20 protein-coding genes are annotated in these 23,709 nt (G+C 68.1%); 14 read left to right on the top strand and 6 right to left on the bottom strand.

Features of this window, described 5'->3' with window-relative positions:
* Positions 1-6: 6 nt before the first annotated feature.
* From ccoO to ccoS, 6 genes are read left to right on the top strand one after another with little or no spacing between them, the layout of a single operon-like run.
* Positions 7-657, top strand: a complete 651-nt coding sequence (ccoO, locus tag KK131_RS14035; protein ID WP_214557319.1) for a cytochrome-c oxidase, cbb3-type subunit II — start codon at positions 7-9, stop codon at positions 655-657.
* Positions 654-851 carry a cbb3-type cytochrome c oxidase subunit 3 gene (locus KK131_RS14030; protein ID WP_214557318.1) on the top strand — a complete coding sequence of 66 codons (198 nt, stop codon included), beginning with the start codon at positions 654-656 and terminating at the stop codon, positions 849-851. Before ccoO ends, KK131_RS14030 begins: the two co-directional genes overlap by 4 nt.
* Complete coding sequence (ccoP, locus tag KK131_RS14025; protein ID WP_214557317.1) at positions 848-1,756, top strand: cytochrome-c oxidase, cbb3-type subunit III; 909 nt, start codon at positions 848-850, stop codon at positions 1,754-1,756. Before KK131_RS14030 ends, ccoP begins: the two co-directional genes overlap by 4 nt.
* Positions 1,740-1,979, top strand: a complete 240-nt coding sequence (locus KK131_RS14020) for a hypothetical protein (RefSeq protein ID WP_214557316.1) — start codon at positions 1,740-1,742, stop codon at positions 1,977-1,979. The genes ccoP and KK131_RS14020 overlap by 17 nt, the downstream gene beginning before the upstream one ends.
* A complete protein-coding gene (locus tag KK131_RS14015) occupies positions 1,976-4,237 on the top strand; it encodes a heavy metal translocating P-type ATPase (protein ID WP_214557315.1) in 2,262 nt (753 codons plus the stop codon). Before KK131_RS14020 ends, KK131_RS14015 begins: the two co-directional genes overlap by 4 nt.
* Positions 4,234-4,428, top strand: coding sequence for a cbb3-type cytochrome oxidase assembly protein CcoS (gene ccoS, locus KK131_RS14010; RefSeq protein WP_214557314.1), 195 nt, complete (start codon positions 4,234-4,236; stop codon positions 4,426-4,428). The genes KK131_RS14015 and ccoS overlap by 4 nt, the downstream gene beginning before the upstream one ends.
* Before the next feature lie 15 nt (positions 4,429-4,443).
* Here ccoS and KK131_RS14005 read toward each other — a convergent pair whose 3' ends face one another.
* Positions 4,444-6,387: an acetyl-CoA hydrolase/transferase C-terminal domain-containing protein gene (locus KK131_RS14005; protein WP_214557313.1), complete on the bottom strand. Its 1,944-nt coding sequence runs from the start codon at positions 6,385-6,387 to the stop codon at positions 4,444-4,446.
* Between the two features lie 66 nt (positions 6,388-6,453).
* On the opposite strand from KK131_RS14005, the gene KK131_RS14000 reads away from it, so the two are divergent.
* The 4 genes from KK131_RS14000 to KK131_RS13985 all read left to right on the top strand — a co-directional run bounded on the left by KK131_RS14000 (position 6,454) and on the right by KK131_RS13985 (position 12,522).
* Positions 6,454-7,920, top strand: coding sequence for a phospholipase D-like domain-containing protein (locus KK131_RS14000; RefSeq protein ID WP_214557404.1), 1,467 nt, complete (start codon positions 6,454-6,456; stop codon positions 7,918-7,920).
* A 97-nt stretch (positions 7,921-8,017) separates the two neighbouring features.
* Complete coding sequence (gene xseA, locus KK131_RS13995; protein WP_214557312.1) at positions 8,018-9,367, top strand: exodeoxyribonuclease VII large subunit; 1,350 nt, start codon at positions 8,018-8,020, stop codon at positions 9,365-9,367.
* Between the two features lie 67 nt (positions 9,368-9,434).
* Positions 9,435-11,078 carry an acetolactate synthase large subunit gene (locus KK131_RS13990; RefSeq protein ID WP_214557311.1) on the top strand — a complete coding sequence of 548 codons (1,644 nt, stop codon included), beginning with the start codon at positions 9,435-9,437 and terminating at the stop codon, positions 11,076-11,078.
* A gap of 13 nt (positions 11,079-11,091) precedes the next feature.
* Entirely contained in the window at positions 11,092-12,522 is a 1,431-nt protein-coding gene (locus KK131_RS13985; RefSeq protein ID WP_214557310.1) for an aldehyde dehydrogenase family protein, read from the top strand.
* On the opposite strand, the gene KK131_RS13980 is transcribed toward KK131_RS13985, so the two are convergent.
* Positions 12,523-13,284, bottom strand: coding sequence for a YdcF family protein (locus KK131_RS13980; RefSeq protein ID WP_214557309.1), 762 nt, complete (start codon positions 13,282-13,284; stop codon positions 12,523-12,525).
* Between the two features lie 132 nt (positions 13,285-13,416).
* On the opposite strand from KK131_RS13980, the gene KK131_RS13975 reads away from it, so the two are divergent.
* The 4 genes from KK131_RS13975 (at position 13,417) to KK131_RS13960 (ending at position 21,132) form a co-directional block, all read left to right on the top strand.
* Positions 13,417-14,856 (top strand): phospholipase, encoded by a 1,440-nt coding sequence (locus KK131_RS13975; RefSeq protein WP_214557308.1) that lies wholly within the window; start codon positions 13,417-13,419, stop codon positions 14,854-14,856.
* A 222-nt stretch (positions 14,857-15,078) separates the two neighbouring features.
* A complete protein-coding gene (locus KK131_RS13970) occupies positions 15,079-18,504 on the top strand; it encodes a glycosyltransferase (protein WP_214557307.1) in 3,426 nt (1,141 codons plus the stop codon).
* A 97-nt stretch (positions 18,505-18,601) separates the two neighbouring features.
* Positions 18,602-20,350: an Eco57I restriction-modification methylase domain-containing protein gene (locus KK131_RS13965; protein WP_214557306.1), complete on the top strand. Its 1,749-nt coding sequence runs from the start codon at positions 18,602-18,604 to the stop codon at positions 20,348-20,350.
* Positions 20,347-21,132, top strand: coding sequence for a PaeR7I family type II restriction endonuclease (locus KK131_RS13960; RefSeq protein WP_214557305.1), 786 nt, complete (start codon positions 20,347-20,349; stop codon positions 21,130-21,132). The genes KK131_RS13965 and KK131_RS13960 overlap by 4 nt, the downstream gene beginning before the upstream one ends.
* Positions 21,133-21,263: 131 nt before the next feature.
* Here KK131_RS13960 and KK131_RS13955 read toward each other — a convergent pair whose 3' ends face one another.
* The 4 genes from KK131_RS13955 to KK131_RS13940 form a co-directional block, all read right to left on the bottom strand.
* The gene (locus KK131_RS13955) at positions 21,264-22,151 is read right to left on the bottom strand and encodes an EamA family transporter (RefSeq protein ID WP_214557304.1); all 888 of its coding nucleotides are present in this window, start codon (positions 22,149-22,151) and stop codon (positions 21,264-21,266) included.
* A 134-nt stretch (positions 22,152-22,285) separates the two neighbouring features.
* Complete coding sequence (locus KK131_RS13950) at positions 22,286-22,423, bottom strand: hypothetical protein (RefSeq protein ID WP_214557303.1); 138 nt, start codon at positions 22,421-22,423, stop codon at positions 22,286-22,288.
* Between the two features lie 161 nt (positions 22,424-22,584).
* On the bottom strand, positions 22,585-23,022 hold the full coding sequence (locus KK131_RS13945; RefSeq protein WP_214557302.1) for a hypothetical protein: 438 nt from the start codon (positions 23,020-23,022) through the stop codon (positions 22,585-22,587).
* Positions 23,023-23,156: 134 nt separating this feature from the next.
* A complete protein-coding gene (locus tag KK131_RS13940) occupies positions 23,157-23,630 on the bottom strand; it encodes a DUF1456 family protein (RefSeq protein WP_214557301.1) in 474 nt (157 codons plus the stop codon).
* Positions 23,631-23,709 lie beyond the last annotated feature (79 nt).

Genomic DNA, 23,709 nt, shown 5'->3' with positions numbered 1-23,709 from the left:
CATACCATGGCCTACAAACATTTCGAAGCGATCGAGAAACACGCCGGCCTGCTCGGCATCGGCATCGCGATCATGGTCTCGCTGGGCGGCCTGGCCGAGATCACCCCGCTGTTCGTCGAGGCGCACAAGCTCGAGGCGCCGCCCGGCGTGCATCCGTACGACCCGCTGCGGCTGGCCGGCAAGGACATCTACGTGCGCGAGGGCTGCTACCTGTGCCACTCGCAGATGATCCGCGCGCTGCGTTTCGAGACCGAGCGCTACGGCCACTTCTCGACCGCCGCCGAATCGGTCTACGACCGGCCGTTCCAGTGGGGCTCCAAACGCACCGGCCCGGACCTGGCCCGCGTCGGCGGCAAGTACTCCGACGACTGGCAGCGCATGCACCTGCTGGATCCGCGCCAGGTCGTGCCGCAGTCGAACATGCCCGGCTACCCGTGGCTGGCGGGAAAGAAGCTCGATGCCGCCGACGTCCAGGCGCGCATGCGCACCCTGCGCAGGCTGGGCGACCCGTACAGCGATGCGGACATCGCCGGCGCGCCGGCCGCGGTGGAAGGCAAGACCGAGATGGATGCGCTGATCGCGTACCTGCAGGGCCTGGGCATCAAGAACGAACCTGACGCCGCAGGTGTGCCGGCCAGCACCGGAGGTGCGCCATGACTCCGATGAACCCGGTCTGGGGCCACGTCGCCGGCGTGTTCATCCTGCTGATGATGTTCACCTTCCTCGGCATCTGGTTCTGGGCGTGGCGCAAGTACCACAAGCCCACGTTCAACCGCATGGCGCGCCTGCCGATGGAAGACGAGCCTGTGGAAGACGAATCCGAATTCGACAACAGGGAGGACCGCCCATGAGCACGGGATGGTCGTTGTGGGTGATGTTCCTGGTGGTGCTGAACATGGGCATCACGTTCTTCCTGTACCTGTGGGGCCCGCGCGCGAAGATCCCCACCCTGCCCGACGGCACCAGCGGTCACGTCTGGGCTCACGGCGTGCTGCGCGAAGGCGTGCGCAAGCTGCCGCTGTGGTGGGTGCTGTTCTCCGGCGCCATGTTCGTGATCGGCTTCGTCTACCTGGCGCTGTTCCCCGGCTTCGGCAGCTTCAAGGGCCTGCTCGGCTGGACCTCGCATGGCGAGCTGGCGCACAACGTGGCCGTCAACGAAGCCACGCTCGCGCCGCTGATGGAGCGCTTCAAGCTGTACCCCGTCGAGCAGCTGGCCGGCGACCCCGCCGCGCTGCAGATGGGCAAGGTGCTGTTCGAGGACAACTGCGCCGCCTGCCACCAGCGCAGCGCGAAGGGCAACGTCGCGCTCGGCGCACCCGACCTCAGCGATGGCGACTGGCTCTACGGCGGCAGCGGCAGCGACATCACCACCTCGATCCGCGACGGACGCAGCGGCGTGATGCCGCCGTGGGCCAGCCTGGGCGCGGACAGCGTGAAGAACCTCGCGCAGTACGTGCTGAGCCTGTCCGGCGCGCCGCACGATGCGGCCAAGGCCGCTGCCGGGCAGCCGCTGTTCGCCACCTGCGCCGCTTGCCACGGTGCCGACGGCAAGGGCAACCCGGCGCTGGGCGCACCGAACCTCACCGACAAGGTGTGGTTGCACGGCGGCAGCGTGGCCGACATCGAGAAGAGCATCGGCGAGGGCCGCCAGGGCCACATGCCGGCGTGGAGCCCGCGTCTGTCCGAGGAGCAGATCCGCGTGGTCGCGGCCTACGTCTATCACCTGTCGCACCCTGCCGATGAAAGCAGGCAATGACATCGCCGCCCGCACGGCATCGGCCTGGTATCGCCAGCCGGTGCTGTGGCTGGGCGTGTTCATCTTCATGGCATCGCTGGCCGGCTGCGTGTGGATGATCGTGCTCGGCGCGAGCCAAGCCGACACGCCGCTGGATACCTCGCACACCGTGTTCGGCGTGCCCGTCAGCGCGCACAGCAGCACCAGCCCGCCGCCCCACCCTTCGACCGATCCGCCGCGATGAACACCTACGCGGCGTGGGCCCATCCGCAACTCGCCGCGCAGGTATTGCGCCCGCGCCGCGACGGTTGCAGCGAAATCGCACTGCGGGTCGAGTCGCTCAACGACGCGCGCCAGGTGCTGTGGCTGGAACAGCGGATCCGCGCCCTGCCCGGCGTGCGGCGTGTCGCCATCGATCGCCCGGCGCGGCGCGTGCGGGTGGTGTGGGACGCGCAACGCACCTCGCTGCCGGGCCTGCTCGACAACTTCGCCGCCGCGGACTGCCCGGCGCAGCCGCTGCAGCACGACAGCATCGACGACGCCCGCTCGCACGAGCAGCACGACGCGCTGAAGCGCCTGCTGGTCGCCGGCATGTGCTCGATGCAGGTGATGACGTACGCGTTCGTGATCTACATCGGCGTGGTCGATTTCGTCGACTTCAGCACGCGCAACCTGTTCCGCTGGCTGGGCCTGCTGACCACCCTGCCGGTGGTGTTCTACTCGGCGCAGCCGTTCTTCAGCGGCGCCGCGCGCGAACTGGGCGAGCGCCGGCTCGGCATCAACCTGCCGGTGGCGCTGGCGGTGGGGCTGGTGTTCCTGGCCAGCACGTTCAACACGCTGCGCGGCGGCGGCGAGATCTATTTCGACTCGGTGACCATGTTCGTGTTCCTGCTGCTCGGCGGGCGCTACGTTGAACTGCGCTCGCGCCACCGCAGCGGCGCGCTCGGCGACGCCGCGATCGACGCCACGCCGCTGCTGGCGCAGCGACGCCGCGCCGATGGCGAGCTGGAAACGGTGGCTGCGATCGCCCTGCTGCCCGGCGACCGCGTGCATATCGCCGAAGGCGGCACCGTGCCGGCGGATGGCGTGCTGGAAAGCGCCGGCGTGCGGGTGGACGAGGCACTGCTGTCGGGCGAGTCGCACCCGCTGCAGCGTGAGCGTGGCGAGCGGCTGGTCGCCGGCAGCGTGCTGCTGTCCGGACCGGCCGAGTTGCGCGTGGAGCACGGCGGCGCCACCACCACGGTGGCGCGGCTGGGCGCCCTGGCCACCCGCGCGCGGCAGGCGCGTTCGCTGATCGCCGCCAGCGATCGCGAGATCGGCCGCTTCGTCGCCCGCGTGCTGGTGCTCACCGTGCTCACCGCGCTGGGTTGGCTGCTGGTCGATCCCGGTCGCGCGTTCGAGGCCGCGGTGGCTGTGCTGGTAGTGGCCTGCCCCTGCGCGTTCGCGCTGACCCGCCCGGCCACGCTGACCCGCGCGCTCGGCGTGCTGGCCGGCCGCGGCGTACTGGTCGCCGACGGTGCGGCGTTGACGGCGTTGGCGCGGGTCGACCATGCGCTGTTCGACAAGACCGGCACGCTGACCGTGCCGCAGTTGGACCGCCGCGCGGTCGAGCCGCTGCGCGGCGACACGCCCGAGCAGGTGCTGCAGCTGGCCGCCGCGCTGGCCCACGAAAGCTCGCACCCGCTGGCCCGCGCCCTCGCCGATGCGGCCCGCCAGCAAGTGCTGCCGCTGCACGCGCAGTCGCTGCAGGTGCATGCCGGCGCCGGCATCAGCGGCGAGGTCGATGGCCGCGAGCTGCGCCTGGGCCGTGCCGACTTCGCGCTGGCTTCCGGCAGTCAGCCGGTTCCGTCCGAGCTGGCCGGCGCACTGCTGCTGGCCGACGCGCAAGGCGCGATCGCCGCGTTCCATCTCGACGAACAACCCCGCGTCGATGCCCATCGCACGCTCGACGCGCTGCGCGCCGACGGCATCGCCGCGACGATCGCCAGCGGCGACAGCGAAACCCGCGTCGCCGCGCTCGCCGCCCGCCTCGGCATCGACGACTGGCATGCGCGGCAGTCGCCCGCCGACAAGCTCGAACGGCTGCGGACGGCACGCACGCACGGCCACACCACCCTGGCCGTGGGCGACGGCAGCAACGACGCCCCGGTGCTGGCCGGCGCCGACGTCTCCGCGGCGCTGGCGTCGGGCACCGAGCTGGCCCAGGCGCACGCCGACCTGCTGTTGCTGGATGGACGTCTGGACGGCCTGGTCGACGCCCGCACGGTCGCCCGCCAGGTGCAGCGGGTGATGGCACAGAGCCGCCGCTGGGCCTTGCTGTACAACCTGTGCGCGGTGCCGTTCGCCGCGTTCGGTTTCGTGCCGCCGTGGCTGGCCGGCATCGGCATGTCGCTGAGCTCGCTGGTGGTGGTGCTGAACGCGCTGCGCGTCGGCGGCGACGCGGCACCCGACCGCTCCGACGCCTCCGGTCCGGCAGCCCGCCCGCGCGAGCTGCGCGCATGAACATCCTGCTGGTGCTGATCCCGGTCACCCTGCTGGTGGTGGTGGTCGCGGTGTGGCTGTTCTTCTGGGCGGTCAACCACCAGCAGTTCGACGACCTGGACAGCCCGTCGGTGCTGCCCTTGATGGACGACCCCGCGCCGGCAGAACCTGCCCCCGACTCGTCCGGCGAAACCGACCGCTCCACGCCATAGCCCGCCGGCCGGCTCCTACGGCTTTCGGCGCAAGGCGGCCTGCAGCAGGCGCTGCTGCAGGCGATCGGCCAGCGCGGTCGGCGCATCCAGTCCCATGCGTGCCAACGCCTCGGCCTCGCCCGGCACCGCTGCCCCGGGCCGGCAGAACGCGCGCAGCAGACGCAGCTTGCCGCGCCAGTTGCTGCTGCCGGCCTTCAGCCACTCCAGCGCCGGCAGCAGGCGCTGCTCGACCTCGGTGAAATCGCTGCCGAACGGAAACTTCGGCAGCAGGCCCTTGTGCCGGAACGGCGCCAACACCTCGTGCAGGTGGCCTGGATGGTGGCGGCGCCAGGCTTCCGGTATCGCGAAATCGGCGGCCAGTTTGCCGTGGGCCTTCGCCTGCGCACACAGCGCGTCGAGGAAGCGCGCGTCGGCGATCGCCAGCATCGCCTCGACGCACTCGCCGTCGCTCTTGCCGCGCAGGTCGGCGATGCCGTATTCGGTGATCACGATGTCGCGCAGGTGGCGCGGGATGGTGGTCTGGCCGTAGTTCCAGCGGATATTGCTCTCGATCCCGCCGCGGTGGCTGCGGGTGGCGCGCAGCAGCAGCACTGAGCGGCCGTCCGGCAGTTCGTGCGCCATCGCCACGAAGTTGTACTGGCCGCCGACGCCGCTGACCACGGCGCCGTCCTCCAGCGTGTCGGACACCGCCGCGCCGAGCAGGGTCGCCATCATGCAGGTGTTGAAGAAACGCGCGCCACGCCGCTGCAGCGCCGCCAGCGCCTGATGGCTGCCGTACAGCTGGTTGACGTTGGAGACCGCGCACATGTCGATCGCATCCGGATCGGCCGCTTCGGTGGCGTCCAGCCATTCGTACAATTCGCGCGAACCGAGGAAGAACGCACCGCGCAGGTAATGCCCGCCCGGCGTGGCGGGGTTCAACCGGCCACTGGCGGCGGCGCGTTCCAGCGCCAGGTTGTCCCAGCTGCGTCGTTTCAGGATGCCGCCGCGCTGCAGGTGCATGAAGCCGTCCATCACCATCTCGCTGGCGCCGTACAGGCCGGCCTCGAACGGTGCCAGGCCGCCCAGTTGGCCGGCCAGTGCGTGCGTGGCGCCGGCCGGGTCCAGCGCCACCAGCGCGCGGCGCCATGGGGTGTTGTCCTGCTGGCGCAGCAGCAGCGCCTTGACCAGCGCGTCGGACAGCGCGCCGATGCCGATCTGCAGGCAGCCGCCATCCTTGACCAGCGCGCTGGCGTGCAGGCCCAGCGCGTATTCGGCCAGACCCACCGGCGAGCGCGGCAGCGCGAACAGCGGCGGCGACGCGTCCGGACGCAGTTCCACGTCGAAATACGCTTCCGCCACCTCGGCATCGCCGCCCAGGTACGGCAGGTCCGGGTGCACCACCGCCACGCACGTCGGCCGCGGCCGGCCGGCCAGCTGCACCTGGCGCAGGAAATCCAGGGTCAGGTCCGGGTTGCACGACAGGCTGTAGTGCACGCCGTCCGCTCCTTCGCGGCGCGCCACCAGTTGCACCAGCAGGTTGATGTCCTGCACCGCCAGGTCGCGCGCCACGTGGGTATAGTTCTGGCTGATGTAGCTGCGCTGCGCGCTGGCCGAACGCAGCAGCGCGCCGGACTGCAGGTAGAACTCGTGCACCTCGACGTTCGCCGGCAACGCATCGCGCGCCTGGTCCAGCGCATAGTGCAGGTCGACCGCATCGGCGCCGAAGTGGCGGTCGAGGAACGGCCCGAGGAAGCGCTGCTCCAGCCCCGGCGCCGGTTGCGGCCGGGTCAGCGACAGCGCGGTATACAGGCGCATCGAACGCCCGCTGTCGGCGGCAACCAGCCGATACAGCGCGTTGAGCAACCCGTGCGGTTTGCCCAGGCCCAGCGGCGCGGCGATGCGCAGGTCCGGCCCCAGCTCGTCGGCAAGGTAGCGCGCGCAGGCATCGGTGTCGGCGTAGCGGTGCTCGATCGGCATGCGCCGGATGATGCCAGAAGCCCCGTGATGACGGCGCGCGCACAGGCCATCGCCTACACTCGACCGATGCCCACGCCATTGATCCCGACCACCCCCAGCCGCCTGCTCGCGGAACAGGCCTTGAGCCGTGCCGCCGGCGCTCCGCTGCTCAACGGCAACGCGGTGGAGCTGCTGATCGACGCGGCCGCGCACTACGACGCCTGGCTGGCCGCGATCCGCGGCGCGCGGCAGCGCGTGCTGCTGGAGAACTACATCATCCGCGACGACGAGGTGGGCCGCGCGTTTCGCGACGCCCTGGTCGAACGTGCGCAGGCGGGCGTGTTCGTCGCGGTGGTGGCCGACTGGTTCGGTTGCCTCGCCCAGTCGCGCGGCGCGTTCTGGGCGCCGCTGCGTGCGGCCGGCGGCGAGGTGCGGGTATTCAATCCGCCGCAACTGGGCCAGCCGTTCGGCTGGATCAGCCGCGACCACCGCAAGCTGCTGGTGGTCGATGGCAACCTCGGCTTCCTGTCCGGCGTCTGCATCAGCGCCAAATGGCTGGGCAACCCGAAGCGCGGCGTGCCGCCCTGGCGCGACACCGGCGTAGCGCTGCGCGGCCCGGCGGTGACCGAGCTGGAAGCCGCGTTCGCGCAAAGCTGGGGCGAGATCGGCACCGCACTGCGGCCGTTTTCGGCCATGCCGGAACCGGCCGCGCCGGCCGGCGACGTGGCGCTGCGGCTGATCGCCACCCAGCCGGCCACCGCCGGCATGTACCGGCTCGACCAGCTGATCGCCGCGATGGCGCGCAAGACGCTGTGGCTCACCGACGCCTACTTCGTGGGCCTCGCGCCGTACGTGCAGGCGCTGGTGGCAGCGGCGCGCGACGGCGTGGACGTGCGCCTGCTGGTGCCTGGCAGCAGCGACATCCCGATCGTGGCCGGCATGTCGCGTTCGGGTTACCGGCCCTTGCTGAAGGCCGGCATCCGCGTGTTCGAATGGAACGGTTCGATGCTGCACGCGAAGACCGCGGTGGCCGACGGCCAATGGGCGCGGGTCGGTTCGTCCAACCTCAACATCGCCAGCTGGCTCGGCAACCGCGAACTCGACGTGGCGGTCGAGGACGCCGGCTTCGCCGGCCAGCTCGCCGCGCAATACGAGAAAGACCTGGGCAACGCCACCGAGATCGTGCTGGCTTCGCGTCGCCGCCGGCACGGCAACGGCAGCCGCGAGCGAGTACGCAGCAGCGAGGTGAGACCGCCGCGCGTGCGCCACGCCGGCGGCAGTTCCGGCCGCGCCGCCGCCGGCGCCTTGCGCATCGCCAACAGCGTCGGCGCCGCGCTGAGCAATCGCCGCGTGCTCGGCGACACCAGCGGCGGTCCGCTGGTGATCGGTACCGTGGCGCTTGCCGCGCTGGCCGTGGTCGCGTTCCTGTGGCCGGCGTGGATCGGCTGGCCGTTCGGCGCCATCGCCGCCTGGTTCGCGTTGAACCTGGGCATCCGCAGCTGGCGCGTGCGCAAACGCCGCTGGCGCGAACTGCGCGATGCAGGCGACGAGTGAAGCCGGTTTTTCCTGTTGATGCTTTTCATGCGCTTCCAGCCTCAAGCGGATGTTTTCTCACAACTTGATACCAGCCGCATGCTAGGCTCGCGCCCCTATGCCCGAGCCGTTCGACAACGCCACGCCGCGCCACGTCCTCACCCCCACCCTGCTCAACCGGCTGGTGCGCGACCTGCTGGGCGACGCCTTGCCGCAGGTGTGGATCGAGGGCGAGCTTTCGAACGTGGCCAGGCCCACCTCCGGGCATCTGTACTTCACCCTGAAGGACAGCGGCGCCCAGGTGCGTTGCGCCATGTTCAAGCTGAAAGCTTCCGCGCTGCGCTTCCGCCCCGTCGACGGCATGCAGGTGCTGCTGCGCGCCAAGGTCGGCCTGTACGAACCGCGCGGGGAGTTCCAACTGGTCGCCGAGTACATGGAACCGGCCGGCGAAGGCGCGCTGCAGCGCGAGTTCGAGCAGCTCAAGGCCAGGCTCGACGCCGAAGGCCTGTTCGACCCGGCGCGCAAGCGCGCGCTGCCCCATTACGCGCGGCGCATCGGCGTGATCACTTCGGCCACCGGCGCGGCGGTTCGCGACGTGCTGAGCGTGCTGGCGCGGCGCTGGCCGCTGGCCGACGTCGAGGTGCTGCCGGTGCCGGTGCAGGGCCGCGAGGCGCCGCCGGCGATCGTGGCGATGCTGCGCAAGGCATCGGCCAGCGCGCGCTACGACGTGCTGCTGCTGACCCGCGGCGGCGGCTCGCTGGAAGATCTGTGGGCGTTCAACGAGGAAGCGGTGGCGCGGGCGATCCACGCCAGCGCGGTGCCGGTGGTTTCCGCGGTCGGCCACGAGATCGACTTCAGCATCGCCGACTTCGTCGCCGACCTGCGCGCGCCCACGCCGTCGGCCGCCGCCGAATTGCTGGTGCCCGACGCGGTGGCGGTCGATCGCCACTTGCGGCAGCTGCAGCAGCGCCTGGCCACCTTGCAGCAACGCCGCCTGCAGGCGCACGCGCAGCGCGTCGACCACCTGCTGGCGCGACTGCAGGCGCAGCGGCCACAGGCCCGGTTGCAGCGCGACCGCGAACGGCTGCAGCACCTGCAACGCCGCCTGACGGTGGTGCTGCGCGAACAGAGCCAGCGGCGCCACACGCGGCTGGAGCGCCTGCATGCACGCCTGCTGGCACAACATCCGCGCGCGCGCCTGTCGCTGCTGGCACGCCAGTTGGTCGAACAGGATCAGCGCCTGCGCCGCGCGATCACGCACATCCTCGAACGCCGGCAGACGACGCTGCGCCACGCCGGTCATGCGCTGCACGCGGTCAGCCCGCTGGCCACGCTCGAGCGCGGCTACGTGATCCTGTTCGACGCGGATGGCCAGGTGCTGCGCTCGGCCCAGGGTGTCGCCGTGGACACGCGGCTGCGCGCGCGCCTCGCCGACGGCGAGCTGCCGCTGCGGGTCAGCGACGACTGACCGCTCCGCTCACGCAAACTGAACGTCGCGGCACGCATCCTTCACGCCTTTCCCGCGGAGGCGATGCATGAAGGCGGCGGCGTTGTTCGTGAAGGCCCTCGAAGCCGAGGGCGTGCATTGCATCTTCGGCGTGCCCGGCGAGGAAAACCTCGACCTGGTGGAAGCCCTGCGCGAGTCCTCGATCCGGCTGATCGTGACCCGCCACGAACAGGCCGCCGGCTTCATGGCCGCGACCTGGGGCCGCCTGACCGGCGAAGCCGGCGTGGCGCTGGCCACGCTCGGGCCCGGCGCCACCAACCTGGTCACCGCGGCGGCCTACGCCCAGCTCGGCGCCATGCCGATGCTGATGATCACCGGCCAGAAACCGATCCGCACGCACAAGCAGGGCCTGTTCCAGCTGGTCGACGTGGTCGACATGATGCAGCCGCTGACCAAGTACACGCGCCAGCTGGTTTCCGCGCCGACGATCCCGGCGCGCGTGCGCGAGGCGTTTCGCCGCGCCGAGGAGGAACGCCCCGGCGCGGTGCACCTGGAGCTGCCGGAGGACATCGCCCGCGACGAGGTCGAGGACGCGATCCTGCTGCCCACCGAATACGCGCGGCGCCCCTCGCCCGACGACGCCGCGCTGGTGCAGGCAGCCGAGGCGATCGGCAATGCGAGAAAACCCATCCTGATGATCGGTGCCGCCGCCAACCGGCAGCGCACCGCGGTGGCGCTGCGCGCGTTCATCGACAAGCTCGGCCTGCCGTTCTTCACCACCCAGATGGGCAAGGGCGTGGTCGACGAGGACCATCCGCTGTGGCTGGGCAACGCCGCGCTGTCCGACGGCGACTTCGTGCATCGCGCGATCGACGCCGCCGACGTGATCGTCAACGTCGGCCACGACGTGGTGGAGAAGCCGCCGTTCTTCATGCAGAAAGGCCGGCGCACGGTGATCCACATCAACTTCGCCTCGGCCGAGGTGGACACGGTGTACTTCCCGCAGATCGAGGTGGTCGGCGACATCGCGCATACGGTCGAACGGCTCACCGACGCGCTGGAGCCGCAGCCGCACTGGGACTTCGCCAGGTTCGACAAGGTGCGCGAGGCCTTCCACGCGCAGCTGAGGGAGCACGCGGACGACGCACGCTTCCCGATGCACCCGGTGCGCATCGTCGCCGATACCCGCCGCTGCATGCCGGACGACGGCGTGCTGTGCCTGGACAACGGCATGTACAAGCTGTGGTACGCCCGCTATTACCGTGCGCGCCAGCCGAACACCGTACTGCTGGACAACGCGCTGGCCACCATGGGCGCCGGCCTGCCCTCGGCGATGGCGGCGAAGATGGCATACCCGCAGCGCAAGGTGTTGGCGATCTGCGGCGACGGCGGCTTCATGATGAATGCGCAGGAGCTGGAGACGGCGGTGCGGCTGAAGCTCGACCTGGTGATCCTTCTGCTGCGCGACGACGCCTACGGCATGATCCGCTGGAAGCAGGCCGAGATGGGCTACGCCGACTACGGCATGCAGTTCGGCAACCCCGATTTCGTGCTGTTCGCCCAGGCACACGGCGCGCACGGCCACCGCCCGGCCAGCGCCGACGAGTTCCTGCCGACCCTGCAGCGCGCCTATGCGCAAGGCGGCGTGCACCTGATCGACCTTGCCATCGACTACAGCGACAACCACCGCATCCTCGACGAGGAAATCCGTCGACTGAGCGCGGCTGTCTGACCCGGAGATTCCCATGCTCGCCAAGACCTACCCCTACTACCTCGCCAACCAGCCGCAGACGTCGAAGGACATGCTCGACGTGCGCGACAAGTACAGCGGCCAGCTCGCCACCCGCGTCGCCGTGCCGGACGCGAAGGCCACCGAGAAGGCGATCGCCGCCGCGGTGAAGGCGGCCAGGCCGATGCGCGAGTACAAGCCGTGGGCGCGCCAGGCCGTGCTGCAGCATTGCGCGCAGCGCTTCGCCGAGCGCCGCGACGAACTGGCCGAGGCGCTGTGCATCGAGGCCGGCAAGCCGATCAAGGATGCGGCCGGCGAAGTGACCCGGCTGATCGAGACCTTCCGCATCGCCGCCGAGGAGGCCGTGCGCATCAACGGCGAGACGATCAACCTGGAACTGGCCAGCCGTCTGGACGGCTATCACGGCTACACGAAACGCGTGCCGCTGGGACCGGTGTCGTTCATCACGCCATTCAATTTCCCGCTGAACCTGGTCGCGCACAAGGTGGCGCCCGCGATCGCCGCCGGTTGCCCGTTCGTGCTGAAGCCATCGGAGAAGACCCCGATCGGCGCGCTGATCATCGGCGAGGTGCTGGCCGAGACCGACCTGCCGAAAGGCGCGTTCTCGATCCTCACCCTGGACGGCGCACACGCCGGTCCGCTGGTCGAGGACCCGCGCTTCAAGCTGCTCTCGTTCACCGGCGGCCAGATCGGCTGGGACCTGAAGGCCCGCGCCGGGCACAAGAAGGTGACGCTGGAGCTGGGCGGCAATGCCGCGTGCATCGTCGACGCCGACCAGGATCCGCAGCTCGACCGCGTGGTCGAACGGCTGATCTTCGGCGCGTTCTACCAGTCCGGCCAGAGCTGCATCGGCGTGCAGCGCATCTACGCGCATGCCGACATCTACGATGCGCTGAAGCGCAAGCTGGTCGCCGCCACGAAGAAACTCAAGGCCGGCGATCCGAAAGACAGGAGCGTATTCCTCGGCCCGATGATCGACGAGGCTGCCGCCGAGCGCCTGCACGGCTGGATCCTGGACGCGAAGAAGGCCGGCGGCAGGATCCTCTGCGGCGGCAAGCGCAACGGCAACATGCTCGACGCCACGCTGATGGAAGACGTGCCTGCCGACGCGAAGGCCAATCGCATGGAGGCATTCGGCCCGTTCGCCCTGCTCGCGCCGTTCCGGCGGTTCGACGAGGCGATCGCGATGGTCAACGACTCCGACTACGGCCTGCAGGCCGGCATCTTCACCGACAGCCTCGCCCACGCGATGCGCGCGTGGAACGAACTGGAACAGGGCGGCGTGATCGTCAACGACATCCCCAGCTTCCGCGTGGACAACATGCCGTACGGCGGCGTCAAGCTGTCCGGCCTGGGCCGCGAGGGCGTGCGCTACGCGATCGAGGACATGAGCGAGATCCGCCTGATGGTGATGCGCGAAGCGTAATCAGGGCGCACCGGCGCGCGTCGCCTGCACGTTCAAGCCCAGCGCGTTGTACACGTGATAGCGCACGATGCCGGTGTATTCGTGCAGGGCCAGGTCGGCCATGGCGAGGTTGTACGACAGCGGCAGCCAGGACAGCTCGCCGCCGACGTAGTCGGCGCGCACCGGCGCGGCATGGATGCCGAAGTGCGCGAAGTACAGCATGCCGCGGCGCAGGTGGAAGCCGGACGAGACCAGCAGCACGCGGTCGGCGCCGTAGGTCTTCAGCAGCGGTTCGCTGAATTGCGCGTTTTGCCAGGTGTTCATGCTGCGCGGTTCCAACAGCAGGTCGGCGGCATCGACACCGAGCCGCTGCAGGTCGCCGGCGTAGATCGCCGCCTCCGGCTGGCCGAGCCAGCGCGCATCGCCGCCGCTCACCTCGACCTTGCACTCGCGCCCGGCTCGCCGGCACTCGCGATACAACTCCGCGGCCTTGCTGATGCGCCCATAGGCAAACAGGCTCGCCTCGACCTCGCTGCTGCCGGCCAGGCGCACGCTGCCGGCGCCCAGCAACACGATCGCATTGCGCTGGCCCCAGCTGACCGGCGCGGGGGTTGCGTAGCCTGATTGCAGCTGCGCCAGCAGCCAGATCGGCAACGGCCCGCAACCGGCGGCCAGCAGAAGGATCAGCGCCAACGCCCACAGCGCGCGGCTGCAGCGGCGCCGCTTCAACCGCGCCAGTACGAGGGCGAGCACGATCAGGACAAGCAGCACGTTCACGGTCATGGGCGAGTCCGGTGGAGATGGCGGGACGCTGGTGCCATTATGCCGATGCGCCGCACGGGCAGGATCGCCATGCATCTCAGCCGCTGCCGCGCGGCCCCTTGTCGGACCGGGCCACTGCACGGGAGCTGAGCCATGACCACCCTCGTCTTCGTCCACGGCTGGAGCGTCACCAACACCTCGACCTACGGCCAGCTGCCGCAGCAGCTGCAGCAGCAGGCGGCCGCCGCCGGCCTCACGCTGAGCCTGGCCGACATCTGGCTGTCCGAATACGTGAGCTTCGACGATGCGGTGACCATGCCCGACCTGGTGCGCGCGTTCGACCATGCGTTGCGCGACCTGCACCTGCTCGACGCCAGCTTCGCCTGCATCACCCACTCCACCGGCGGGCCGGTAGTGCGCGAATGGCTGCGTGCGCAGCGCGACAAGCCGGCCACACACAGCACGATCAAGCTCAGCCACCTGGTGATGCTGACGCCGGCGAACTTCGGCTCGGCGCTGGCGCAACTGGGCAAGGGCCTGCTCGGCCGGCTCAAGGCCTGGTTCGGCGGCGTGGAACCGGGCCAGCGCATCCTCGACTGGCTGGAGCTGGGCAGCGCCGAATCGCTGTCGCTGAACCTCGACTACATCCACAGCGACGACCCGGTGGAGCGCGGGCAATTCCTGTTCGTGCTGACCGGCGACCGCCCCGACCGCAAGCTGTACGACCACCTCAACAGCTACACCGGCGAAGACGGCTCCGACGGCGTGGTGCGCATCGCCGCCGCCAACCTCAACGCCCATCATGCGGTGCTGTCGCCGCAGGCCAACAGCGCCAGCGGAACCGACACGCTCGCCCTCACCCTCAACCGAGGCCCGCGCTGCGCGTTCAAGCTGGTCGCCGACGCGGCCCATTCCGGCGACGAGCGCGGCATCATGGCCAGTGCCGCGCCGGCCACCGTGCAGGCGATCCTGCGCTGCCTGCAGGTACGCAGCGCCGGCGACTACGAGGGCCTGTGCGATGCCTTCGAGCGCGAGAACGCCGCGCGCGACGCCGACAAGGTGGAACTGGAGCCGGCCGGCCCATTTGCCCCGCGCGTGCACATCCACGATCCGCGCAGCCTGCTGATCGTGCGGCTCGCCGACGAGGCCGGCGAACCGCTGAGCGGCGCCGGCTTCCTGCTCACCGCCGGCGCGCAGGCCAGTGCCGACCTGCTGCCGGACGGCTTCATGCTCGACCGCCAGGCCAATTCGAAGCAGCGCACCACCATCTCGCTGTTCCTCGACCACAGCCTGCTCGCCGGCGACGACCGCGTGGCCGACCCGCGCAACAGCCGCAAGACGCTGCGCGCCGCCGTCGCCAGCCACCGCCCCTACGGCGCCAGCGTGCAGCCCGTCGATCTCGGCGGCCTGATCCACCACGCGCTGGCCAGAAGCGCCGCCGGCGACGACCTGTTCGCCATGCTCGGCCCGCACCAGACCACCGTGCTCGACGTGGTACTGCCGCGCAAGATCCACGAAGGCGTGTTCCGGCTGACCCAGACGCTGACGCCGCAGGATTTCAGCAGGCCAGTGGCGGGTCCCGTGATCGGCTGACCGGGCCCGTGCGGGACAGGGCGCGCGGACCGGCGCGTTCGCGGCAAGCGAACCCGCACCGGCCCTGGCGGATAGCCAACGCAAGCTGACCGGCCCTGCCGGCCCGTCGCGTGGAAAGGCCCATATCGGAGATACTGCGCACCCCGGGTCCGCACCGTCTCAAGGCGGTTTCGGGACCCATGCAGATCCGCGCCCCGTGGCGTTCGCCGACCCGACCCTGGCATGCAAAAGAAACCGATCTTCTTCGACCCCACCGGCCGGCGGGCCAGTCGTGTCTCGCGACTGGCGCTGGCCGCCGCGGTGATCAGCACGCTGTTCGTGGTGGCGTGCGCGGCCAGCCTGTTCGTGTGGCCCAGCATGGCCGGCCTGCACATCGGCGAACACGGCCGGACCCGGCACGCGCTGGCCGGGGTGAAAGCGGCGGCACCGGAACTGCTGAAACCGGCGGCAAAGCTGGCCGCGGAAGTGCGCGCCCGGCAGAAGCTGCTGCACGCTCCGCGCACGCACGCCAGCAAGGCAGCTTCCACGCACACGCCGCCGCCATCGCTGCACAAGCCGGCCGGCCGGCCGCTGGCGATCGGCTTCTACGTCAACTGGGACGACAGCAGCTACCCGTCGCTGAAACGTGCGCTGCCCACGCTGGACTGGGTGATCCCGACATGGATGAGCGTGAGCGGCCCCGGCATGGCGCTGCACACCAGCATCGACGCCAGGGCGCTGGACCTGATCCGCACGCAGAAGCCTTCCACCCCGATCCTTCCGCTGCTGCAGAACGCGGCGAACGGCGCCTGGGATGGTGCCGGCCTGGCACGCATGCTGGCCGACCCCGCGATGCGGCAGGCGCGCATCGCGCAGATCGTGGCGTTCCTCGCCGCCAACCGCTTCCAGGGCGTGACGATCGACTTCGAGGAAATCCCCGCGAGCGCGCAACCGGACCTCAAGGCGTTTCTGTCCGAACTCAACGATGCGTTCGATCCGCATGGCTGGGGCATCGTGCTGTCGGTGCCGTTCGACGACGCCGACTGGGACTACGCCGCTTATGCCGACATCGTCGACTTCGAGTTGCTGATGGCCTACGACCAGCACTGGGCCGGCAAGGACGCCGGCAGCATCGCCGGCCAGGACTGGTTCGAAAGCACGCTCGACAAGCGCATGAAGGTGCTCGACCCGGACCAGGTCATCGTGGCCATCGGCAGCTACGGCTACGACTGGTCGCACGGCCGGAACGCCGAGACGCTGACCTTCCAGGACGCGATGGATCGCGCCTCCGATGCACAGGCCGATATCGTGTTCGACCCGGACACGCAGAACCCGCACTTCTCCTACAGCGAGGACGACGGCAGCACGCACCAGGTCTGGTTCCTCGACGGCGCCACCGCCTACAACCAGATCCACGCCGCCGATGGCTACAGGCCCTACGGCTACGCGTTGTGGCGGCTGGGCTCGGAAGACCCGTCGATCTGGTCGGTGCTCGGCCGCAACTACGGTGCGGCGGCACCCGACCAGTTGCGCACGATCGGCCAGGGCCAGGACATCGACATCGAGGGCCAGGGCGAGGTGCTCGAAATCACCGCCGAACCGTCGCCCGGCGCGCGCACCATCGGACTGGACAAGGACGACGGCAGCATCGACGACGAAAGCTATACCGCCCTGCCCAGCTCCTATGTGATCCAGCGTGCCGGCACGCTGCCGCACAAGATCGCGCTGACCTTCGACGACGGCCCCGACCCGGAATGGACGCCGCAGATCCTCGACATCCTCAAGGCCAGGCACGTGCCGGCCACGTTCTTCATCGTCGGTGCGAACGCCGAGATGTCGCCCAAGCTGGTGCAGCGGGAAGTCGCCGAAGGCCATGACGTCGGCAACCACACCTTCACCCATCCCAACCTCGGCGACAGCCCGCCCGGCATCGTGGCGCTGGAGCTCAATGCCACCCAGCGCCTGTTCGAGGCGCTCACCGGCCGCTCGATGCGGCTGTTCCGCGCACCCTACTTCGGCGACGCCGAGCCGACCACCGCCGACGAGCTGGTGCCGATCGGGATCGCGCAGAAGATGGGCTACATCTCGGTCGGCCTGCACGTCGACGCGGAAGACTGGCAGCGACCCGGCGTGGACCAGATCGTCGACAACGTGCTGACCCAGGTTGCCGCCAGCAACCCGGAGCGCACCGGCCAGGTGGTGCTGCTGCACGACGCCGGCGGCGAACGCTCGCAGACGATCGCCGCGCTGCCGCGCATCATCGACGGCCTGCGCGCGCGGGGCTACGACTTCGTCACCGTCTCGACGCTGGCTGGGCTCAGCCGCGAACAGACCATGCCACCGCTGACGCCCGGCTCGCTGTCGCAGTGGGCCGACCGCTCGGTCTTTCTCGCGCTGGGCTGGTTCGGCCACTTCATCCGCTGGCTGCTGACCGCGGCCATCACGCTGGGCGTGGCCCGGCTGCTGCTGCTCGGCGACCTCGCCCTGTTCAACCGGGTGCAGGAGCGCCGGCGCACGATGCCGGCGCTGCCGGACGATCCGCCGCTGGTCTCGGTGCTGATCCCCGCCTACAACGAGGAGAAGGTGATCGCCAGCTCGATCCGCCACATCCTCAAAAGCCGCTACGCGAACCTCGAAGTCATCGTCGTCGACGACGGCTCGGTCGACGCCACCTCGGCGGTGGTGCGCCAGCACTACGCGCACGAGCCGCGGGTGCGGCTGATCACCATCCCCAACGGCGGCAAGGCGCACGCGGTGAATACCGCGCTGCGCGAGTCGAACGGCGCGGTGGTGGTGGCGCTGGACGCCGACACCCAGTTCGAACGGGACACCATCCCGCGGCTGGTGCGCTGGTTCGCCGACCCGAAGGTCGGCGCCGTGGCCGGCAACGCCAAGGTCGGCAACCGCATCAACCTGATCACCCTGTGGCAGGCGCTGGAGTACATCACCGCGCAGAACCTGGAACGCCGCGCGCTGGCCGCGCTGGGCGCGATCACCGTGGTGCCCGGTGCCGTCGGCGCCTGGCGGCGCGAGGCGCTGGAACGGCTCGGCGGCTTCCCGTCCGACACGCTGGCGGAAGACCAGGACCTCACCATCGCGGTGCAGAAAGCCGGCTACCACACCCTGTTCGACGCCGAGGCGATCGCCTGGACCGAAGCGCCGGACACCGCCCGCGGCCTCGCCCGCCAGCGTTTCCGCTGGGCCTACGGCACCTTGCAGTGCCTGTGGAAGCACCGCGACGCCACCTTCAATCCGCGTCACCGCGCGCTCGGCATGATCGCGCTGCCGCAGGTGTGGCTGTTCCAGATCCTGTTCTCGGTGGTGTCGCCGCTGGTCGACCTGGTGCTGGTGTGGCAGATCATTTCCACCAGCCTCGACTACCTGCAGCACCGCGGCCAGTTCGACGACACCAACCTGCTCAGGATGCTGGCGTTCTACGCCGCCTTCATGGCGGTCGACCTCGGCGCGTCGGCACTCGCCTTCGCGATGGAGAAGAAGGAAAAGTGGAGCCTGCTGTGGTGGCTGGTGCTGCAGCGCTTCGGCTACCGCCAGCTGATGTACTACGTGGTGGTCCGCTCGGTCTGGACGGCCATCCGCGGCCCGTCGGTGGGCTGGGGCAAGCAGGAGCGCAAGGCGACGGTCAATACGGCGGATGAAACGATGCACTGATGCTTCCACCGCTCATAGCCTGAGACAGCATTCCGCCAAGGTAGTGGCATTCGTCCCATGCTGGACAGCTCTTAATCACCCCGTCACCATGGCGTCCATGAATCTTTCGTTTGATCTGTTTGACCACTCCGAAAGGGCGCCTGAAATTGAGGCGGCCATTTCGCACATGGCCGGACATGGCGAGACAGACCGTGGCGCTATTTTCACACGTCCGGAAGTGGTCGATGCGATCCTTGATCTTGCCGGCTATCGAGTGGATCGCCCATTGCACCGGCTGCGCTTGCTGGAACCTTCGTTTGGCGCAGGCGACTTTCTGCTCCGTGCCGCACAGCGTCTGTGGTCAGCCTTCGTACTCGACGGTGGTTTACCCGCGACAGCTGTGGAAAGTCTGCGCAATGCCATCACTGCTGTGGAACTGCATCAGACGACATTCGACCTGACCAGCCAGCGACTCGTTGATCAGCTCACACGGCAAGGTCTCTGCCCGCACGATGCAGATGCCTTGTGTTCGTCATGGCTGATCCGCGACGATTTTCTGTTGACACCATTGAACGGATCATTCGACTTTGTCGTCGGCAATCCTCCCTATGTCCGCCAGGAACGGATTCCTGCCGCGCTGCTGAACGAATACCGGCGCCGTTTCCGCACACTCTACGACCGAGCCGATTTGTACATACCGTTTTTCGAGCGCGCCCTGGACCTACTCAGTGACGACGGTGTGCTCGGCTATATTTGCGCCAACCGCTGGCTCAAGAATCGTTATGGTGGCCCACTTCGGGAAAAGATCACAAATGGCTACTGGTTGAAATATTTCATCGATATGGAGGCTACCGATGCCTTCCATTCGGAAGTCATCGCCTACCCCGCCATCACCATTTTTCAACGCGTAACAGCGGAATCCACAACTCGACAGATCACTCGTGCCGTTGGAGCCGGCACTGCTCAATCGCTGCCAGTGATGGTCGAGGCCCTGCTTGACTCTCCTTGTTCCGACGGCGTCGCGGAGTTCAAGCTGGATAGTGTAGGCTCCGCTCCACTGCTGCTTAATGACATTCCCCGACTCGTGCTGTTGCGTCGCATGGAGCGCGAATTGCCCACGCTTGAACAGGCGGGTTGCAAGGTTGGCATCGGCGTGGCAACTGGCTGCGACCGCGTTTTCATCGATGCCATGGATGCCCTGCCGGTCGAACCGGAGCGCAAGCTTCCACTCGTCATGGCGCGTGACCTCGTGGACGGCCATATCCGGTGGGGCGGCAAGGCGGTGCTGAATCCGTTCGATGAATCGGGACAGCTCGTTCCACTCGAACCGTTTCCCCGCCTCAAGCGCTACCTCCATGCGCATCGCGACAGTGTCGCAGGCCGCCATGTGGCACAGCGCAATCCGGATGGCTGGTATCGGACGATCGACCGCATCCAACCAGGCCTGCTGGAAACTCCCAAACTGCTCGTGCCTGACATAAAGGGCGAAGGTGTCTTCGTCGTAGATGAGGGGCACTACTACCCGCACCATAATCTCTACTTCGTCACCTCACGCGAATGGGATCTGCGGGCACTCCAGACTGTGCTTCGCTCATCGCTGACGCTGATGGTCGTTGCAACTTATTGCACACGCATGGCCGGAGGCTTTCTGCGGTTCCAGGCGCAGTATCTGCGCAGGATCCGCCTGCCTCACTGGCGCAACGTCGACGAGCACATGCGCGAACGCCTGATCGCTGCAGCCACGACGAAAACCCAGGATGAAGTCGACATGCCGGTATTTGAATTGTATGGATTGAGCACTGCAGAAGCACTCCGAACACGTCAAATCGCCGACTCCGCACGCGTTGGAAAGGGATTGCTCCAGTGACCATCAGTCTACTTCCGCCGTCCTTCGATAAACTCACCCGCCAGGCGGTTCATACCTTCTGGCATTCACGCAACAGCGGTACCGTCAATGCGACGCACGACAGCGGTCGTGCAGCGGTCGTTGGCGGCAAGAACATGGATGGCTTCATCGAAGTCGTGCGTGCGGTCGTGATGTACTGCGGTCTGGCTGCCGATACCGTGCATGTACGCAAGTCCAAGGTGGTTCTCCCCGGCTTCTTTCGCGCAACCAAAAGCTGGGATGTACTGGTCGTCCACGAAAAGAGGCTGCTTGGCGTTTTCGAGTTCAAGTCACAGGTCGGCTCGTTCGGAAACAACTTCAACAACCGCAGTGAAGAAGTCATCGGTTCAGCTGCCGATCTTTGGGTGGCACATCACCATGGCGCCTATGGCGGCGTATCCAGGAGCCGGAGCAAAGTGCGGGAATACTCGCCGGCACTGTTGAACCCAGTGATCCAGTCGGATCCGCGCCCTCCATTTCTGGCGTGGCTGATGCTGCTCGAAGAATGCGATGCCTCCATGCGATCCGTACACTGCGATGAACCGCACTTTGCCGTATTCGAGGAGTTTCGCGACGCTTCATACGCCCGCAGATATCAGATTCTTTGCGAGCGACTCGTCGAGCGCCAGCTCTACAGTGCGGCGGCGTTGGAGCTGACTCCCACTGGCAAGGACAATCACCGGGCACTTTCACCTGCGACGAGCATCCGGAACATGTTTTCGGAGTTTGCAGGTCGCATCCTCGCCGCCGTGCAAGGCGCCTAGCGCTACTGTAGCTATCGGTCAGTTCCGGCGCCGCCACACTCGCCTTTGCAATGGAGAAGTAAGGAGGGATGGAGCTGAGTTTTGGCTACCGACAGCTGATGTGCTACGGGTGGCGCACTCGGTATGGACGCTCAATTCGCCAGCGGCTCGGCCAGCATGGGCCGGCGCACGCTCAACGCGGTACCCGCCGCCGCCACGATGATCGTCACGATGGCCAGCCACTGCAGCAGGCTGAGCCGTTCGCCCAGCAGCGCCACGCCGGCCAGTGCCGCGATGGCCGGCTCCAGGCTCAGCAAGGTGCTGAAAGTGCGCGCCGGCAACCGGGTCAGCGCGACCATCTCCAGCGAATACGGCAGCGCCGAGCTGAGCACCGCCACGCCCAGCGCATACGGCAACAGCGCCGGCGACAGCAGCGCACTGCCGGCATGCGCGATGCCGAACGGGATCGCCAGCAATGCGCCGACCGACGTGCCCAGCGTCACCGCGTCCGCGCCGTGAGCCGCTCCCGCCTTCTTTCCCAGCACGATGTACAACGCCCAGCCCACGCCGGCAGCCAGCGCATACATCACGCCCACCGGATCGAGCGCGTGCACCTGACCGCGCAGCGGCAGCAACAGGGCCAGCCCGGCCACCACCAGCGCGATCCAGACGAAGTCCAGCCACCGGCGCGAGCCGAACAGCGCCAGCGCCAGCGGCCCGGTGAATTCCAGCGCCACCGCGATGCCCAGCGGGACCGTGCGCAGCGACATGTAGAACACCAGGTTCATCGCCCCCATGGAGAGGCCATATCCCCACAGCGCGCGCCAATCGCGCCGGCCAGTATTGGACCGGCGCCACGGCCGCCGCCACAGCAGCAGGATCAGCGCACTGAGCCCCAGCCGATAGGCCGTGGCGCCCTGCGCGCCGACCTGCGGGAACAGGTGTTTGGCCAGCGACGCGCCGCACTGGTACGAGACCATGCTGATCAACAGCATGCCGATCGCGAGCACGAGCGGAGCAATGGTGGAGCGTGATGACATGGATGCAGCCACGGCGGGAAACCCCGTCCATGATGCTCGCAGACCCCGGCGAAACCCAGCGTGCCGGCCGTCTCGCTGTCGTCATTGCTGACAGCGCCTGGCAGCAATGTGCAGCACGACCGACATCCCCTCATTCAGCCGGCGCCGCGCACCCGCGTCGCCACCCCCTTCGGGAGATTGCGCAGCAGTCGGTCGCCGCACAGTCCGGGGAAATCCTCGTCGACCGGCATGCAGGCGAAGCGTGCCCGCACAAAAAGGCCCTTGTCGGGCAAGGGCCTTTTCAACGCGGTTCAACATGGTTGTCCCCCTGCAAAACCCGGCAATCCGTCACCGCTCAAGAACCCAAGTAAAGCATTGCAACGAATGCGCTGTCGGCAGCGCAAAAATCACCGCAGGGTGCGGGCCACACGCGCGCCCACGCCTCCCGCAAGCGCTATTTCAGGATCAATTCCCGCGTCAGTTCGCTACCCAGCAGTTCGCGCATCGATTCCCGGTCCATGCTGGCCTTGTCCCGGCTGTCCATGGGGCCCAGCACCTTGGTCGAGATCGCATCGGCCTCGTCGGTGCGATCGAGCGCAGCCATGTTCGGGAAGGCGACCGTCAGGATCAGGTCGGCATCCTGTGGCGTGTGCGCCTGCGAACGGTACACGGCGTAGCCGGTGATCAGGCCCGCCTTCTTCATCGCTTCCATGTTGGCCTTGTAGGGCCCGTCCAGATACTTCATGTAGTTGTTGAACTGCCCGGGCTTGATCTTGATGAAACTGACCTGCAAGACATGGCCTTCCTTGTAGGGCTTCGTCTCCTGCGCAAATACAACCCCTGCAACTACGCACATCAACAATGACACAAGAAGCATTGTGATACGTTTCACAGTCCATCTCCTTGACAAAGCTGCACGGATATGCAGCGCCGATTGACGCTACGCTCGACATTTGCAAGCGTCAATCAGCCTGCTTGCCCCGCACGCTTCGTGCCAAGGGAGGGGCACCCCGGCAGCGGAGCGGATCAATCGCCGCGGCGCACCCGCATCGTCAACCCCTTCAGGAAATTGCGCAGCAGCTGGTCACCGCACAGCTTGAAATTCTTGTGGTCGGGCTGACGGAACAACGCGCTGAGTTCCGGTTTGGAAACCGGGAAGCCGGCACTTTCGAGGATCTGGTGCATGTCGACGTCCTTCAGCTCGAACGCCACGCGCAGCTTCTTCAGCACCACGTTGTTGGTGACGCGCTTCTCCGGCGGGCGCGGCGGGCGGCTTTCGTCCTTGCCGCGGCGCTGGAAGACCAGCCCGTCGAGGAACAGCGCCAGCACCTTGTTGCTGCATTCGGCGTAACCGGCCTCGTCGTCCTTCTTCAGGAACGCCTGCACGTCTTCCTTCCCGATCGAAGCCGACGGGTCCGCCAGATGGATGATGTCGACGACCCTGCCGTCGCTGAGGTCGAGCATGTAGCGGATGGCGCGCAGTACGTCGTTGTTGATCATGTCGTTCCGATGGGTCCCGCTGGGGGCGCCATGTTACCGCGCGACGATCAACCCCGTTCGCCGCAGGCCTGCGTTTCAT

The sequence above is a fragment of the Rhodanobacter sp. LX-99 genome (genome assembly GCF_018599185.1).
Classification (GTDB): domain Bacteria; phylum Pseudomonadota; class Gammaproteobacteria; order Xanthomonadales; family Rhodanobacteraceae; genus Rhodanobacter.
This window is presented reverse-complemented; position numbering and strand designations above follow the sequence as displayed.